Source organism: Lentzea sp. NPDC058436 (assembly GCF_042721515.1).
Lineage (GTDB): Bacteria > Actinomycetota > Actinomycetes > Mycobacteriales > Pseudonocardiaceae > Lentzea.
The window spans coordinates 360,866-375,583 of the sequence record NZ_JBHXLF010000002.1 but is presented as its reverse complement, the minus strand read 5'-3'; the positions used below and the strand labels follow the sequence as shown (position 1 = coordinate 375,583).

Below are 14,718 nucleotides of genomic sequence, written 5' to 3'. Positions count from 1 at the left end.
GTCATGCCCGTGATCTGATCACGGGCATGACGGACTTTTCTGTTCTGCACCACGCCTACGGCACCGCCGAGAACGTTCCCGCCCTCCTCGACCGGGCGGCCACCGGCGACCAGGAGGCGTGGACCGAACTGTGGAGTTCGTTGTGCCACCAGGGCACCAGCTACTCCGCCAGCTACGCGGCGCTCCCCCACCTCGCGGCGATGAACAACGCCGACGCCGTCCTGCTCGCGGCGGGCATCATCGCCGACGGTGGCGACGAGACCGTCCGCGCCGAGCACGCGACCTCCATCACCACGCTGCAGGCCACGGCGAGCGCGTTGCTGCCCGACGCCGACGAGGACACCTACTCCTACCTGTTGGAGGGCCTTCTGGTGCTCGAAGGCGTGCTCGACGCGGCGGACGTCCTGTCGTGGGGCATGAGCGACGAGGAGTACGAGGTCGAGTGCCCCGAGTGCGAGACGCCGATGTACATCGTCATCGGCGACGGCGTCAGCCGCACCGAAGAGGACGAGGAACGACCGTTGCGCCCCGCTGACCCCGCGAAGCTCGACGGCGTGGGCCGGCGGGTCTGCGAAACGGCCGACGCGCACGGCCAGTCCAAGGCCGTGCGCGTCTTCCGGCACTTCTTCGGTCAGGCGACCTGCCCGGCGTGCGACACCGAGTTCACCGTGTCCGACGAACTGCTCTAGTCCTTCACGTACGTGCCGTGCAGTTCTACCGGCTTGGACCGCTTCGCCCGCATCCGCAGGTTCAGGAACTCCACGAACACCGAGAACGCGATCGGCCCGTACACGTACCCCTTCGGGATGTGCTGGTCGAAGCCCTCGGCGATGAGGCTCGCGCCGATCAGCAGCAGGAACGACAGCGCGAGCATCTTCACCGTCGGGTGGCGGTTCACGAACTCCGAGATCGCCTTGGCGGAGAACAGCATCACGACCATCGCGACGACCACGGCCGCGATCATGATGCCCAGCTCGTCGACCATGCCGACCGCGGTGATGACCGAGTCGAGCGAGAAGACGATGTCCAGCACCAGGATCTGCGCGATCACGCTCGCGAACGAGACGGCCTTGCGCTCCTTGGCGTGGTCGGCGCCCTCAAGTTGTTCGTGGATCTCGAACGTCGCCTTGCCGAGCAGGAAGAGACCGCCCAGCACCAGGATCAGGTCACGTCCCGATATCTCCTGGCCCCACACCGTGAACAACGGCGCCGTCAGCCCGATCACCCACGCCAGCGACGCGAGCAGCAGCAGGCGCGTGATCAGTGCCAGGGAGAGGCCCACGACCTGGGCCCGCCGCCGCTGCTCCTCCGGCAGGCGCCCGGCCAGGATCGAGATGAAGATGACGTTGTCGATCCCGAGCACGATCTCGAGCAGCAACAGGGTCGCGAACGCGACCCAGAGCTCGGGGCTCGCCATCCACTCCATCAACAGTTCCTTCCACACGCGCCGGATTGACCGATTTGCCCGAATCATTGCAGAAGGCGCGGGAGTGCGGGGGCAGACCCGGCGATTGGGGCCGGCACGTTCCCGATCACCGGCGGCCAGGCTCCCGATCACCGAACGGAACGTTCCCGATCGGCAGCGTGTTTGCTTCGAACCTCCGCACTCCTTCTCGCTCGTGCAACGGAGGCGACTGACTTCGGTCCACACTGAAGCAATAGGGATGACCAGAAACCACTCCCCCTATGCTCAGCGAACGACCGCTAGGAGGCGCGCAGTGGGACTACGCAGCGAGCAGTGGTACGCCGGAGACGACCGCAACGCCTACATCCACCGCGCCTGGATGCGGCGCGGCACCCCGGACGACGCCTTCCGCCGCCCCCAGATCGCCATCGCCAACAGCGCCTCCGACCTCACGCCGTGCAACGCGCACCTCGACGACGTGGCGAAGTCCGTCTCCAACGGCGTCTACGAGGCCGGTGGCATCCCGCTCAACCTGCCCGTGGTGTCGCTGGGCGAGACCAACGTCCGCCCCACCGCCATGTTGTGGCGCAACATGGCCGCGATGGCCGCCGAGGAGATGCTGCGCGCCAACCCCGTGGACGGCGTGGTGCTGCTGGGCGGGTGCGACAAGACCATTCCGGCGTTGCTGATGGCCGCCGCGTCCGTCGACATCCCCGCCGTGGTGGTGCCGGGCGGGCCGATGCTGACCGGCACGTTCCGCGGTGTTCCGCTGGGGTGCGGAACGGACGTGTGGCGGTTGTCCGAGGAGGTGCGCGCGGGCACGTTGTCGCAGGAGGCGTTCCTGCGCTCCGAGTCGGCGATGATCCGCAGCCGCGGCCACTGCAACACCATGGGCACCGCCTCGACGATGGCGCTGGTGGCGGAGGCGCTGGGCACCGTCGTCCCCGGTGTCGCGGGCACGCCTGCACCGGACAGCAGGCTCCTCGAAGCCTCCCACGGCACCGGAAAACTGATCGTGGAACTCATAGCAAAAGACCGCAGGCCCAGCACGTTCCTTAACAAGGCCAGCTTCCACAACGCGATCGTGGCGCTGGCCGCGATCGGCGGGTCGACCAACGCCGTGGTGCACCTGCTCGCGATCGCCGGACGGCTCGGCGTCGACCTCACGCTCGACGACTTCGACCGCGTCGGCTCGGGCGTGCCGCTGCTGGTCGACCTGCAGCCGGCCGGGCGGTTCCTGATGGAGGACTTCCACCGCGCCGGCGGGCTGCTCGCCGTGTTGCGGGAGGTGCGCGACCTGCTCGACCCCGACGGGCTCACGGTCACGGGCCGGCCGCTCGTCGAGCACCTCGACGACGCGCCGATCTGGGACCCCGAGGTGATCCGCGCGCGGACCGAGCCGATCATCGCCGAGGGCGGGATCGCGGTGCTGCGCGGCAACCTGGCGCCGTCGGGTGCGTTGATCAAACCGGCGGCGGCGTCCGCGCACCTGTTGCGGCACCGGGGGAAGGCCGTGGTGTTCGACAGCATCGAGGACTTCCACGCCCGCGTCGACGACCCCGATCTCGACGTGGACGCCGACTCCGTGCTCGTGCTGCGGGGGTGCGGCCCGCGCGGTTATCCCGGCATGCCCGAGGTGTCGAACATGCCGTTGCCGAAGAAGCTGCTGGAACAGGGTGTCCGCGACATGGTCCGGATCTGCGACGGGCGCATGAGCGGCACGGCGTACGGCACCGTCGTCCTGCACGTGGCGCCGGAGGCGGCGGCGGGTGGACCGCTCGGGCTGGTCCGCACGGGCGACGTCGTCGTGCTGGACGTGGAGAACCGGCGGATCGACGTGGAGGCGCCGGACTTCCTGCAGCGCACGCCGAACACGGCGATGACGCAGGCGTTCGCGTCACCGAAGCGCGGCTGGGAACGGCTCTACGTCGACCACGTGCTCGGCGCCGACACCGGAGCCGACCTGGACTTCCTGGTCGGTTCCAGCGGCAGCGAGGTCACCCGCGAGTCGCACTAGTGGGAGTGCGAATGCTCCTCGACGTGGCCCGCGTCGTGCACGTGCGCGTGTGAGTGCGTTTCGCCGTCGTGCGTGTGGGTGTGCTCGTGCTCGACGTGGTCGTGCGCATGCGCCCCGTGGGGATGCGTATGAGTCGTGTCACCGTGGCTGTGCTCGTGGGTGTGCACTCCGTTGGTCATGCCACGCATGCTGGCACGTCCGTGACCTGCGCGCAGTCGTGCAAGGTATTGCTTATTGCAAGATGCTTGCTGTTAGCTTCTCCCGGCAACACGGACACCTGGGAGGAACTGGATGCGGCGCGCGGCTCTGCTGGCCCTCGTTCTGCTGGCGGGGTGCACCTCACCCGACGGCTCGACCACCGCACCGGCGACGTCGATCGTCATCGGCGCGGGCAGCGAACCGGAGAACCTCAACCCCGTGCTCGGCTACGCGCCCGACGGCGCAGCCAAGATCTTCGACGGACTGGTCGCGCGCGACGCCTCGCTCGCGCTCAAGCCCGCGCTGGCCTCCGAGCTGCCGACGGCGTCCGCGGACGGCCTGACGTGGACGGCCAAGCTGCGCAAGGACATCACGTTCTCCGACGGCACCCCGCTCACCGCGGACGACGTCGTGTTCACCTACAAGTCCGTGGTGGACAAGAAGGTGAACTCCACGATCGCGTCCCGGTTCGACGCGCTGGCCGACGTCGTGGCGAAGGACCCGGCCACCGTCGAGTTCACGCTCTCCTACCCCTACGCGCCGTTCGCGCAGCAGCTCGCGCTCGGCATCGTGCCCGCCGCGAAGCTCAAGGACGCGGACATCAACAGCGCGCCGTTCAACACCACGCCCGTCGGCACCGGCCCGTACACGGTCGAGACGTGGCGCAAGGGCGACCGGATGGTGTTGAAGGCCAACGAGAAGTACTGGGGCGGCGTGCCCGCGGTGAAGTCCGTGACCGTCGTCTTCGTGCCGGACGACAACGCCCGCGCGACCCGCATGGCCGCCGGTGAGTTCGACGGCACGGTGCTGCCGCCCAAGCTCGCGCAGACCTACAGGGACAGGTCCGGCTACAAGATCGTGCAGAACCCGTCGGCGGACTACCGCGGTCTCGGCATCCCGTCCGAGCTGCCGTTCACCTCGACCCCGGAGGTCCGGCGCGCGATCAACCTCGGCATCAACCGCCAGGCCATGATCGACGCCGTGCTGGCCGGTTCCGGCAAGCCCGCGTCCACGCCGATCTCGCCGTACCTGAAGGACTGGTACGACGAGGGTTCCGCGTTCCGCTACGACGTCGCCGAGGCCGGGAGGCTGCTCGACGAGGCAGGGTGGCGCAAGGGCGCGGACGGCAAGCGCGCCAAGGACGGCCAGCCCGCGAAGCTGCCCGTGCTCTACCCCGCGCCGGACGTGCTGCGCAAGGAACTGGCCCTCGCCACGGCGTCCGACATCGCGAAGCTCGGCATCGACGCGCCCGTCGAGGCCACGACGTTCGACATCATGCTGCAGCGCCGCAAGGAGGCCGCGTCGGTGTGGGGCGGCGGCGACCCGTACGACCCGGACACGGCCGCCTACACGTTGCTGCACAGCAGGTACGCGGGCCAGGACGGCTACGTGAACATGACGCTGTACCGGAACTCCACTGTGGACACCTCGCTCGACACCGCGCGCCGCAGCCTCGACCCGGCCGCTCGCAAGAAGGCCTACGACGAGTTCCAGAAGGCCTACTCGGCCGATCCCGGCTGGGCTTTCCTCGTCTTCCTCGACCACACCTACGTGATCCGCGACAAGTGGAACGGCCAGGAGACCCAGGTCGAGCCGCACGACCACGGCCTCGTGCACGCCGTGTGGTGGAACCTCGAACGCTGGACACCCAAGTCGTGACGCGGGGCAAGGCGATCGGCCGGCTCGCGCTGCGCCGCCTGGCCTTCGCGGTCCCGGTGCTGCTCGTGGTCAGCTTCGCCCTCTTCGTGCTGGCCAAGGCCAGCCCGTTCGACCCGGTGGAGCGCTACTTCGGCGTCCGGATCATCGGCGCCTCCCCGGAACGCGTGGCCCAGCTGCGCGCGAACTGGGGCGTCGACGAACCCGTCGTCGCGCAGTACTGGGCCTGGCTGACGCACGCGGTCACCGGCGACCTCGGCGACTCGCTGTCGTTGCAGCAACCCGTGTCCGCGGTGATCGGCGACCGTCTCGGGTGGACGGTGCTGCTGGTGTCGGTCGGGTTCACGCTGGCGCTGGTGCTCGGGCTGCTGCTGGGCACGCTCGCCGCGTGGCGGCAGGGGTCGTTCCTCGACAGGTCGATCACCGGCAGCTGCTACGCGCTGGAGGCCGCGCCGGTCTTCTGGCTCGGCCTCGCCGTGCTGTACGTCTTCGCGCTGCAGCTGCGATGGCTGCCCGGCGGTGGTGTCACGACGGGCTCCGAACCGGTGTCGGTCGGCGGGGTCGCCGTCCACATGGTGCTGCCGGTGGCGGTGCTGGCGATCTCGCAGGCGCCGTGGTTCGTGCTGTTCGTGAGGCAGAACCTGCTGGAGTCGTTCACCCAGGACCACGTGATCGGCGCGCGGTCCCGCGGACTGCCGGACCACCTGGTGGTGTCGGGGCACGCGCTGCGCACCTCGCTGCTGCCGTTCCTCACGCTGCTCGGCGCCCGGCTGCCGGAGCTGATCACCGGCGCGTTGCTGGTGGAGACGGTGTTCTCGTGGCCGGGCATCGCGCGGGCGACCGTGGAGGCCGCGCTGAACGTCGACTTCGCGCTGCTCGGCGCGCTGACCGTGATGGCGACGGGCGTGGTGCTGGTGGGCAACCTGCTGGCCGACGTCCTGTACGCGCTGGCCGACCCGAGGGTGGCGCTCGATGGCTGACCTGACCTGGCGTCCCACCCCGCGCAGCCGCCTCACCGCCGCGAGCCCGCCCCGCTCACCGAAGTGGCGGCTCCTGCCGTCCGCGGTCGTCCTCGGCCTGGTGGCCCTCACCGTCCTGGTCGTGCCGCTGTTCGTCGAACTGAACGAGCAGTACGTCGACCTCGCGATCGCCAACCAGCCGCCGTCCGCCGCACACCTGTTCGGCACCGACGAACTGGGCCGCGACGTGCTGCTCCGCTGCGTCTACGCGCTCAGGGTGTCGCTGACGGTCGGTGTGGTCGCCGCGGTGATCTCGGCGGTCGCGGGCACGGCCGTCGGCGCGCTGGCCGGGTCGATCGGCGGGTGGTTCGACCGGATCATGATGCGCGTGGTCGACGCGATCGCCTCGGTGCCGCACCTGCTGCTGGGCATCGTGATCGTCGCGATCCTGCGGCCGAGCCTGAGTGCCGTGATCATCTCGATCGCCCTGACGCACTGGCTCACCGCCGCCAGGATCGTGCGGTCGGAGGTGTTGTCGTTGCGCACCAGGCCGTTCATCGACGCGGCGATCGTCGGCGGGGCCTCCCGGTTCCAGGTGATGACCCGGCACCTGCTGCCGAACGTCGCCCCGCAGGTCCTGCTCGCCACCACGCTGATGGTCCCGCACGCGGTGTGGCACGAGACGGCGCTGTCGTTCCTGGGCCTCGGACTGCCGCCGCACGCGGCCAGCATCGGCAACATGATCAACGACGCCCAGCGCTCGTTGCTGATCGGCGGCTGGTGGATGTCGCTGGCGCCGGGACTGCTGCTGATCATCACGACGCTGGCGGTGTCCGGCGTGAGCGGTGTGTGGCGGGACCGGCTGAACCCCAAGCGGCGCACGGAGTTGACGTGGTGAACCTGGAGATCGACCGGGTGTCGGTGCGGTTCGCGCTCAAGGGCGCGACCGTCGAGGCTGTGAACGACGTGTCGCTGCGCATCCGGCCCGGCGAGTGCGTGGCGCTGGTCGGCGAGAGCGGCTGCGGCAAGACGGTGCTGGCGAGCGCGTTGCTCGGGTTCCTGCCGGGCAACGCGGAGACGAGCGGCAGCGCCCGGCTCGGTGACGTGGACCTGCTCGCGGCGACCGACCACGAGCTGGCGACCACCGTGCGAGGCCGGCAGATCGGGCTGATCCCGCAGAGCCCTGCCAGCCACCTCACGCCCGTCCGCACCGCGCGGTCCCAGCTCCAGGAGGCCGCGAAGGTCCTGGGCGGCGACGCGGACCAGGCCGCCGAACGGGCCGGTCTGCTGCCCGAGCACCTCGACCGCTACCCGCACGAGCTGTCCGGCGGCATGGCGCAACGCGTCGCGAACGCCCTGGCTCTCGTGGGCAACCCTCCGCTGCTGATCGCCGACGAACCGACCACCGGCCTCGACCGCGACCTCGTGGACGGGCTGCTGGACGAGTTCCGCAGACTGGTCGACGACGGCCACGCCGTCCTGCTGATCACGCACGACCTGGCGGCGGCGCACAAGGTCGCCGACCGGATCGCGGTGATGTACGCGGGCCGGATCGTCGAGGTCGGCCCGGCGCACGAGGTGCTCGACCGCTCGAAGCACCCCTACGCCCGAGGCCTCGCCAACGCCCTGCCGGAACGCGACTTCCTGCCGATCCCCGGCCAGCCGCCCCTGCTCACCGACCTGCCGGCGGGCTGCGCGTTCGCCCCGCGCTGCGAGCAGGCCACCGCGATCTGCGAGGACCGCCCCGTGCTGACCGACGACCCGCACGCCGTCGCGTGCCACCGCCCGTGCTGACCGCGAAGGACGTGACCGCCGGCTACAGCACCCCGGTGATCACCGGGGTCAACCTCACCGTCCACCCCGGACGGACCGTCGGGCTGGCAGGGCCGAGCGGGTCGGGCAAGTCCACTGTGGCCCGTGTGCTCGCGTTGCTGCACAAGCCGTTCGCCGGAACCGTGGAGATCGACGGCGAGACGGTCACCGGGTTCCGGTTCAAGGCGCCCCAGCGCACGAAGATCGGCGTGCTGTTCCAGCAGCCCAGGCTGTCGGTCGACCCGCGCTTCACCCTCCGCCAGGCGATCGCGGAGCCGCTGAAGAGCACGGACCGCGTCGACGAACTGGCCGACCTCGTGATGCTCACCGACGACCTGCTGGGCCGCCGCCCGCACGAGGTCAGCGACGGCCAGCTGCAACGCGCCTGCCTCGCCCGCGCGCTCGCGCTCGACCCGCGCTACCTGATCTGCGACGAGATGACGACGATGCTGGACGCCTCCACGACCGCGGCGCTGGTCGGCGTGATCCGCGCCTACCAGGAGCGCTCCGGCGCGGGCGTGCTCGCGATCTCGCACGACGCCACGCTGCTGACCAGGTGGGCGGACGAGACGGTCAGGCTTTGAGCACCGCGTCCACGATGATGTTGTCGCGGTAGCTGCCCGCGACCCGGTCGAACTCGCCGCCGCACGTCACGAGCCGCAGCTCCGACAACGGCGTCGGACCGTACACGGCGGCCGTCGGGAACAGGGTCTTCTCGGTCGTGTGGGTGCCGCTGACGACGAACGTGAGCTTGCTGCCGTCCTCGCGTTCGACCAGCACCTCGGCGCCGGGCCGCAGCTCGGGCAGCCGGAAGAACACCCCGGGCCCGGTCTTCGAGTCGACGTGTCCCGCGATCACCGCCGGGCCGCGGTCCCCCGGCGCGACGCCCTTGGCGTACCACCCGGCCGTGTCCGCGCGCTTCGGCGCCTCCAGCGCCCCCGCGGAGTCGACCTCCAGGGCCTCCAGCGTCGTGTCGACGCCGATCGACGGGATCAGCACCGTCACCGGCTCGGGCGCCTCGTCGCCGCCGGGCCCCTTGACCACGTAGATCAGCGTGACCACGATCGCCGCTCCCATCAGGAGCTTGGCCTTGGCCATCAGCCGAACCGGAACAGCCGGCCGCGCACCGAGTACATGGCGACGCCGACGATCAGCATGATCACCAGGGCGGTGAGCCAGTCCCAGCCGCCCGCCATGCCGCCGAACCCGGTCTCCTGCCCGCCGCCGGGCACGACCTCCGCGGCCTTCGCGTCGGTCCGCAGCTCGATCCGCCGGGCGCTGACCAGCAGCGAGTAGACGCCACCCGGTTCGATCGCGGCTTCGAGGCGCGTCGCGTCCTTGCCGCGTTGCAGGATCTCCAGCGCGTCCGAACCGGGCGCCAGGTCGAGGTACCCGGTCGAGGAGTTCGCCTGCACGGCGCGGTGCACGGACACGCCGGCCCGCACCAGGTCCATCTCGGCGTCGCCGCCGTTGATCACCCGGAGCCGGGCCTGCCCGTTCGCCGGGAGGCTGACGTCGTCCTCCAGGACTTTCATCGTGGACGACAGGTCGACGACCGTGTACGCGTTGCCCGAGCCCGCCCGCACCGTGAGCGACCGCAGCAGCGGGCTGCCCGGCTCGGACATGCGGAACTCGACGACGTGCTCCCCCGGCTCGACGCGGCGGTAGTTGTCCAGGTCGGCGTAGTCGAGCGTGCCGAGCTTGACCCCGTCGAGCACGGCGTCGACCCGCGCCTGGTCCTTCGAGAAGTGCCCGAAGCGCAGGTACGTGCCGGTCGCGGCGTGCGCGGGCGTGGCGGACAGCAGCAGCAACAGCACGACGGCGATCACTCGCACGCGGACCCCTCCCCTCACCGGACGTGCAGTAACGATAACTCGGCTGATCAGCGTCCGGTGAGGCTCGGCCGTCCTCCCGCACGGGTCACGGTCGCCCCGGAGGCCTCCACGGCGAGCCTCGCCGCCGCCTCGGGACCGTCTCCACGCGTGAGGGCGAACGTGAGCGCCGCGACGAACGCGTCCCCGCCCCCGGTCGTGTCGACCACCTCGACGTCTCCCAGGGGCACCACCAGCTCCCCGGAGTCCCACGCGAACACGTTGCCCACGTCGTTCACGGCGAACGCGACGAGTTCGAGGCCCTTCAGCTCGCGTGCCGCCTCCAGCGCGTCGTCCGCGGTCGTGATCCGGCGGCCGGTCAGCAGCTCGGCCTCGTGGTGGTCGGCGCGCACGACGTCGGCGCACGCCAGCAGTTCGTCTCGCAGCCGTTCGGGGGCTCCGTCGAGCACCACCCGCCCGGAGGCGGCCCGTGCGGCCTTGAGAGCGACCTCAGGCGGTTGCTGGAGCTGCACCACGACGGCGCCCGCGCGTGCGATGAGGTCCATCGGCAGGTCGTCCTCGCGCAGCAGCACGCCGTCGGGGAGGTCTTCGAGGTAGCGCCAGCCATCGGCGACGACATCCACGATCAGCCCGGTCCGGCAGCCCGGCCGGACGACCACCCCGCCGGTCGCGATGCCGTCCGCCCCTGCCCGCGCGAGCAGCCGGGCACCCACCTCGTCGTCCCCGACCACGCCCACGAGCGCGACCGGCGCGCCCAGCTGGGCCAGCCCGACGGCGATGTTCGCGCCCTTGCCGCCCAGCAACTCCCGGCGTTCCCGCACGGGCGCCGTGCCGCCGGGACCCGGCACCTCGTCCACGACGAGGACCAGGTCCCTCGCGATCTGTCCCACCACCACGACGTCGTCCACGGTCCTGGACTACCCGGCGGCGGCCCGATCAACTCGGCAGAAACCGATCGGTGACGTCGAGACCGTCCGGCAGCGCCTGGAAGAGGTCGACCGGCGTCCGCTGCGAGACCATCTCGCTGCGGTGGACGCGCTTGAGCCCGTCCCGCGCGACCACGACCCGTTCGCTGGGCGCGGACAGCACGAGGACCGGCACCGCGCCCTGCGCGACGTGCCCGCTCACCCTGTCCTCGGTGCCGCGACCGAACGTGAGCACCTTCCCGTACCGAACGAGGTAGAGCAGCGCCGCCTCACCGCGCACGCGCTTGAGCCGCTGCACCTCCCCTGTCTCGTCGTTGCGGCCCCACGTGCCGTGCGACTTCGTCAGCCACCGGTATCCGGTCCACGGCAGCCCGTGCACGTCCGTCGCGAGCACGGTCCAGCCCGGCCGGAAGTACTTGGCCAGCCGGAGCTTCACGGTCGTCGCGGCGAGGAACTCCGAGTTCTCCCGCCACGTCCCGCCGAGCTCCAGCCGGTGCGCGTTCTTCTGCACCGCCGGGTCCGGCACCGACCTGTCGTCCAGGCACACCAGGCACCTCGTGCGCCAGCCGGTGCCGCACGAGCGCGCGACACCGCACCAGCCGCACTGCCGGATCTGCACCTCCGCGCCGCCCGGACGGTCGTGGACCACCTTCATCTGGTCCGCGACGAGCAGCAGACACGGTTCGCACAAAGCACACCACGCGACCTCGGTGACGTCCTTGCGCGGCAACCGGGTCATGCAGTTGATGCACTGCTTCACTTTTGCCCTCCCCTTGCGGGAAAGCCTATTCCAGCGCCCTTCGCAGGCGCGAGGAGACGAGAGCGTGACGAGGGTCGGTGGCCGGGAGCAGCACCTGCAGCCGTTCGAGCACCTCGGCGTCGTCACCGCTGTCCGCGAACGACAGCAGCGCATCGAGGTCCCCGCGCTCCAGCACGCCCCTGCGCACCGCGGCGGCGAGGTCGACCCGCTCCTCGCGGATCACCGGGGCGTCCGACCGGGGCAGCAGATCACCGCTGTAGTGCCGCGTCGCCCCGCTCGCGTCGCCGGACCGCAGAGCCGTCCGCACGTCCAGGAAGTCGCCGCGCACCACCGCGTCCAGCCGATACGGCCTCGTCAACAGGACAGCACCGAGCTGCGCACGCAGCCTGTGCAGCTCCGCGCGGACCGTCGTCGGGTTCCCGCGCTCACCATAGAGCAACAACGCGAGCTGTTCGGCCGTCAGGCCCTTGGGGTGCAGGGCGAGTGCCGTCAGCACCTCGGCGTTGCGCAACGTCAGCGTCAGCGGCCGTCCGTCCAGGTCGGCGTGCAGCCCGGCGAGGAAGTTCAGCGTCAGCACGTGCTGCCGCGGCGCGAACCGCTGCAGGTGGTGCGTGGCGAGCTGGGCGGCGGCGGACACGAGCTGCGCGACGGCCGGGTGCATGGTCTTGAGCGGCCCGCTGACGTCCACGACGCCGAGCAACAGCCCCGTGTGGGGGTCGTGGATCGGGCTCGCCGCGCACGTCCAGCCGTGGTAGGTGCGCACGAGGTGTTCGCGCGAGTGGACGGTGACGGGCTTGCCGGTCGCGAGGGCGGTGCCCATCGCGTTCGTGCCGATCACGTCCTCGCTCCAGCGCGAGCCCTCGGTGAGGTGGACGCGCTCGGCCTTGTGCCGGACCTGGTTGTCGCCCTCGCACCAGAGGATGTGGCCGCGGGTGTCGGTGACGATCATGATCGTGTCGTCCATCGACAGCGTGTGCCGCAGCAGCGGCACGGTGGCGGCCAGCGGGTGCGTGCCGCGCAGGTCGGCGATCTCGTCTGGGGCGTAGACGACCGGCGCCTCGTGTCTGTCCGGGTCGATGTGCGCGGCGAGGGAGCGCCGCCACGACTCGGAGATCACCGGACGCGCGGCACCCAGGTCCACTGGGTCCATCGGTCCAGGATGCAGTCCATAGCACCGCGTGAGCAAGCCTGCGAGTACTCCGATCGGATGCAACGTGGGTGAAACGTTGCCGGTTCTACGTTCGCCGCCTGTTCGCAACGACGCGGGAGGCAAGCCCCATGGCGAAGTACGCGGCTCCAGGACAGCCGGACAGCGTGGTCACGTTCCGCGACCGGTACGACCACTACATCGGAGGCGAGTACGTGCCGCCCGCCAAGGGCCAGTACTTCGCCAACCCTTCGCCGGTCACCGGTGAGGACTTCACCGAGATCGCCCGCGGCACCGCCGAGGACGTCGAACGAGCGCTGGACGCGGCCCACGGCGCCGCCCGCGCGTGGGGCAAGACGTCGGTGGCCGAGCGCGCCAACATCCTGAACAAGATCGCCGACCGCATCGAGGCGAACCTCGAGATGCTCGCGGTCGCGGAGACGTGGGACAACGGCAAGGCGGTCCGCGAGACCCTGGCCGCCGACCTGCCGCTCGCGATCGACCACTTCCGCTACTTCGCTGGCGCCATCCGCGCCCAGGAGGGCGGCATCTCGCAGATCGACGAGGACCTCGTCGCCTACCACCTGCACGAGCCGCTCGGCGTCGTCGCGCAGATCATCCCGTGGAACTTCCCGATCCTGATGGCGGTCTGGAAGCTCGCGCCCGCCCTCGCCGCCGGCAACGCGGTCGTGCTCAAGCCCGCCGAGCAGACGCCCGCGTCGATCCATGTCCTGAACGAGCTGATCTCCGACCTGCTCCCGCCGGGCGTGCTGAACATCGTCAACGGGTTCGGCGTCGAGGCCGGCAAGCCGCTCGCGTCCTCGCGCCGCGTCGCGAAGGTGGCGTTCACCGGCGAGACGACCACCGGCCGGTTGATCATGCAGTACGCCAGCGAGAACATCATCCCCGTCACGCTGGAGCTCGGCGGCAAGTCGCCGAACGTGTTCTTCAACGACGTGGCCTCGCAGCGGGACGCCTTCTACGACAAGGCTCTCGAAGGTTTCACGATGTTCGCGCTGAACCAGGGCGAGGTCTGCACCTGCCCGTCGCGGGCGCTGATCCAGAGCGACATCTACGACGGCTTCCTGGGCGACGCCGTCGAGCGCACGAAGGCCGTCAAGCAGGGCCACCCGCTCGACACCGACACGATGATCGGCGCGCAGGCGTCCAACGACCAGCTCGAGAAGATCCTGTCGTACATCGACATCGGCAAGCAGGAGGGCGCCCGCATCCTGACCGGCGGCGAGCGCGCCGACCTCGGCGGCGAGCTGTCCGGCGGCTACTACGTGACGCCGACGATCTTCGAGGGCGACAACAAGATGCGGATCTTCCAGGAGGAGATCTTCGGCCCGGTCGTCTCCGTGGCCCGGTTCGCCGACTACGACGACGCGATCAAGACCGCCAACGACACCCTCTACGGCCTCGGCGCGGGTGTGTGGTAGCGCGACGGTTCCGTCGCCTACCGCGCCGGCCGCGACATCCAGGCGGGCCGCGTGTGGGTGAACAACTACCACGCCTACCCGGCGCACGCGGCGTTCGGCGGCTACAAGCAGTCCGGCATCGGCCGCGAGAACCACAAGATGATGCTCGACCACTACCAGCAGACGAAGAACCTGCTCGTCAGCTACTCGCAGAACGCCCAGGGCTTCTTCTGATGCCCCGCGTCGCACTGACCCCTGAGGCCGCGGACGTGCTCCGCGGCCTCAGGGCCGACCACGGCGACCTGATGTTCCACCAGTCCGGCGGCTGCTGCGACGGCTCGGCGCCGATGTGCTATCCCCTCGGGGAGTTCCGCACGGGCGCGTCGGACGTGCACCTCGGCGATCTGGCCGTGGACTCGTTCGTGGTGCCGGTGTGGATGTCCGCGTCTCAGTTCGAGTACTGGAGCCACACGCACCTGACGATCGACGTCGTGCCCGGTCGTGGGAGCGGTTTCTCGCTGGAGGCACCACTGGGAGTGCGTTTTCTGGTGCGCTCTCGACTGCTGACGGACGAGGAGCTCTAAT

At 70.3% G+C, this 14,718-nt stretch carries 15 protein-coding genes and 1 pseudogene; 9 read left to right on the top strand and 7 right to left on the bottom strand.

Annotated elements, in window-relative coordinates; all coding sequences use genetic code 11:
• Positions 1-26: 26 nt before the first annotated feature.
• On the top strand, positions 27-689 hold the full coding sequence (locus ACFWN2_RS09215) for a hypothetical protein (protein WP_382426084.1): 663 nt from the start codon (positions 27-29) through the stop codon (positions 687-689).
• On the opposite strand, the gene ACFWN2_RS09210 is transcribed toward ACFWN2_RS09215, so the two are convergent.
• Positions 686-1,444, bottom strand: a complete 759-nt coding sequence (locus ACFWN2_RS09210; protein ID WP_382426082.1) for a TerC family protein — start codon at positions 1,442-1,444, stop codon at positions 686-688. The genes ACFWN2_RS09215 and ACFWN2_RS09210 overlap by 4 nt on opposite strands.
• Positions 1,445-1,718: 274 nt before the next feature.
• Between ACFWN2_RS09210 and ACFWN2_RS09205 the strand changes: the two genes are divergently transcribed.
• Complete coding sequence (locus tag ACFWN2_RS09205; protein ID WP_382426080.1) at positions 1,719-3,422, top strand: dihydroxy-acid dehydratase; 1,704 nt, start codon at positions 1,719-1,721, stop codon at positions 3,420-3,422.
• On the opposite strand, the gene ACFWN2_RS09200 is transcribed toward ACFWN2_RS09205, so the two are convergent.
• The gene (locus tag ACFWN2_RS09200; protein WP_382426079.1) at positions 3,419-3,601 is read right to left on the bottom strand and encodes a zinc transporter Slc39a7; all 183 of its coding nucleotides are present in this window, start codon (positions 3,599-3,601) and stop codon (positions 3,419-3,421) included. The two genes, ACFWN2_RS09205 and ACFWN2_RS09200, sit on opposite strands and share 4 nt — an antisense overlap.
• Positions 3,602-3,713: 112 nt before the next feature.
• Between ACFWN2_RS09200 and ACFWN2_RS09195 the strand changes: the two genes are divergently transcribed.
• The 5 genes from ACFWN2_RS09195 to ACFWN2_RS09175 are packed head-to-tail and all read left to right on the top strand — an operon-like array spanning position 3,714 to position 8,631.
• Positions 3,714-5,279 carry an ABC transporter substrate-binding protein gene (locus tag ACFWN2_RS09195; RefSeq protein WP_382426077.1) on the top strand — a complete coding sequence of 522 codons (1,566 nt, stop codon included), beginning with the start codon at positions 3,714-3,716 and terminating at the stop codon, positions 5,277-5,279.
• Entirely contained in the window at positions 5,276-6,256 is a 981-nt protein-coding gene (locus ACFWN2_RS09190) for an ABC transporter permease (protein WP_382426075.1), read from the top strand. Before ACFWN2_RS09195 ends, ACFWN2_RS09190 begins: the two co-directional genes overlap by 4 nt.
• Positions 6,249-7,133 carry an ABC transporter permease gene (locus ACFWN2_RS09185; RefSeq protein ID WP_382426073.1) on the top strand — a complete coding sequence of 295 codons (885 nt, stop codon included), beginning with the start codon at positions 6,249-6,251 and terminating at the stop codon, positions 7,131-7,133. Before ACFWN2_RS09190 ends, ACFWN2_RS09185 begins: the two co-directional genes overlap by 8 nt.
• Positions 7,127-8,029, top strand: coding sequence for an ABC transporter ATP-binding protein (locus tag ACFWN2_RS09180; protein WP_382426072.1), 903 nt, complete (start codon positions 7,127-7,129; stop codon positions 8,027-8,029). Before ACFWN2_RS09185 ends, ACFWN2_RS09180 begins: the two co-directional genes overlap by 7 nt.
• Positions 8,011-8,631: an ABC transporter ATP-binding protein gene (locus tag ACFWN2_RS09175; protein ID WP_382426071.1), complete on the top strand. Its 621-nt coding sequence runs from the start codon at positions 8,011-8,013 to the stop codon at positions 8,629-8,631. The genes ACFWN2_RS09180 and ACFWN2_RS09175 overlap by 19 nt, the downstream gene beginning before the upstream one ends.
• Here the strand turns inward: ACFWN2_RS09175 and ACFWN2_RS09170 are convergent.
• From ACFWN2_RS09170 to ACFWN2_RS09150, 5 genes are read right to left on the bottom strand one after another with little or no spacing between them, the layout of a single operon-like run.
• Entirely contained in the window at positions 8,621-9,145 is a 525-nt protein-coding gene (locus ACFWN2_RS09170; RefSeq protein WP_382426069.1) for a class F sortase, read from the bottom strand. The genes ACFWN2_RS09175 and ACFWN2_RS09170 overlap by 11 nt on opposite strands.
• The gene (locus ACFWN2_RS09165) at positions 9,145-9,882 is read right to left on the bottom strand and encodes a DUF4397 domain-containing protein (protein ID WP_382426067.1); all 738 of its coding nucleotides are present in this window, start codon (positions 9,880-9,882) and stop codon (positions 9,145-9,147) included. The genes ACFWN2_RS09170 and ACFWN2_RS09165 overlap by 1 nt, the downstream gene beginning before the upstream one ends.
• A gap of 47 nt (positions 9,883-9,929) precedes the next feature.
• Positions 9,930-10,787 carry a PfkB family carbohydrate kinase gene (locus ACFWN2_RS09160; RefSeq protein ID WP_382426065.1) on the bottom strand — a complete coding sequence of 286 codons (858 nt, stop codon included), beginning with the start codon at positions 10,785-10,787 and terminating at the stop codon, positions 9,930-9,932.
• 28 nt (positions 10,788-10,815) lie between these two features.
• Positions 10,816-11,565 carry a hypothetical protein gene (locus ACFWN2_RS09155; protein ID WP_382426064.1) on the bottom strand — a complete coding sequence of 250 codons (750 nt, stop codon included), beginning with the start codon at positions 11,563-11,565 and terminating at the stop codon, positions 10,816-10,818.
• A gap of 25 nt (positions 11,566-11,590) precedes the next feature.
• Positions 11,591-12,715, bottom strand: a complete 1,125-nt coding sequence (locus tag ACFWN2_RS09150; protein WP_382426062.1) for a GAF domain-containing protein — start codon at positions 12,713-12,715, stop codon at positions 11,591-11,593.
• A 128-nt stretch (positions 12,716-12,843) separates the two neighbouring features.
• On the opposite strand from ACFWN2_RS09150, the pseudogene adh reads away from it, so the two are divergent.
• Positions 12,844-14,367: pseudogene (gene adh, locus ACFWN2_RS09145) on the top strand (aldehyde dehydrogenase).
• Complete coding sequence (locus ACFWN2_RS09140; RefSeq protein ID WP_177229609.1) at positions 14,367-14,717, top strand: DUF779 domain-containing protein; 351 nt, start codon at positions 14,367-14,369, stop codon at positions 14,715-14,717. Before adh ends, ACFWN2_RS09140 begins: the two are co-directional and overlap by 1 nt.
• Position 14,718 lies beyond the last annotated feature (1 nt).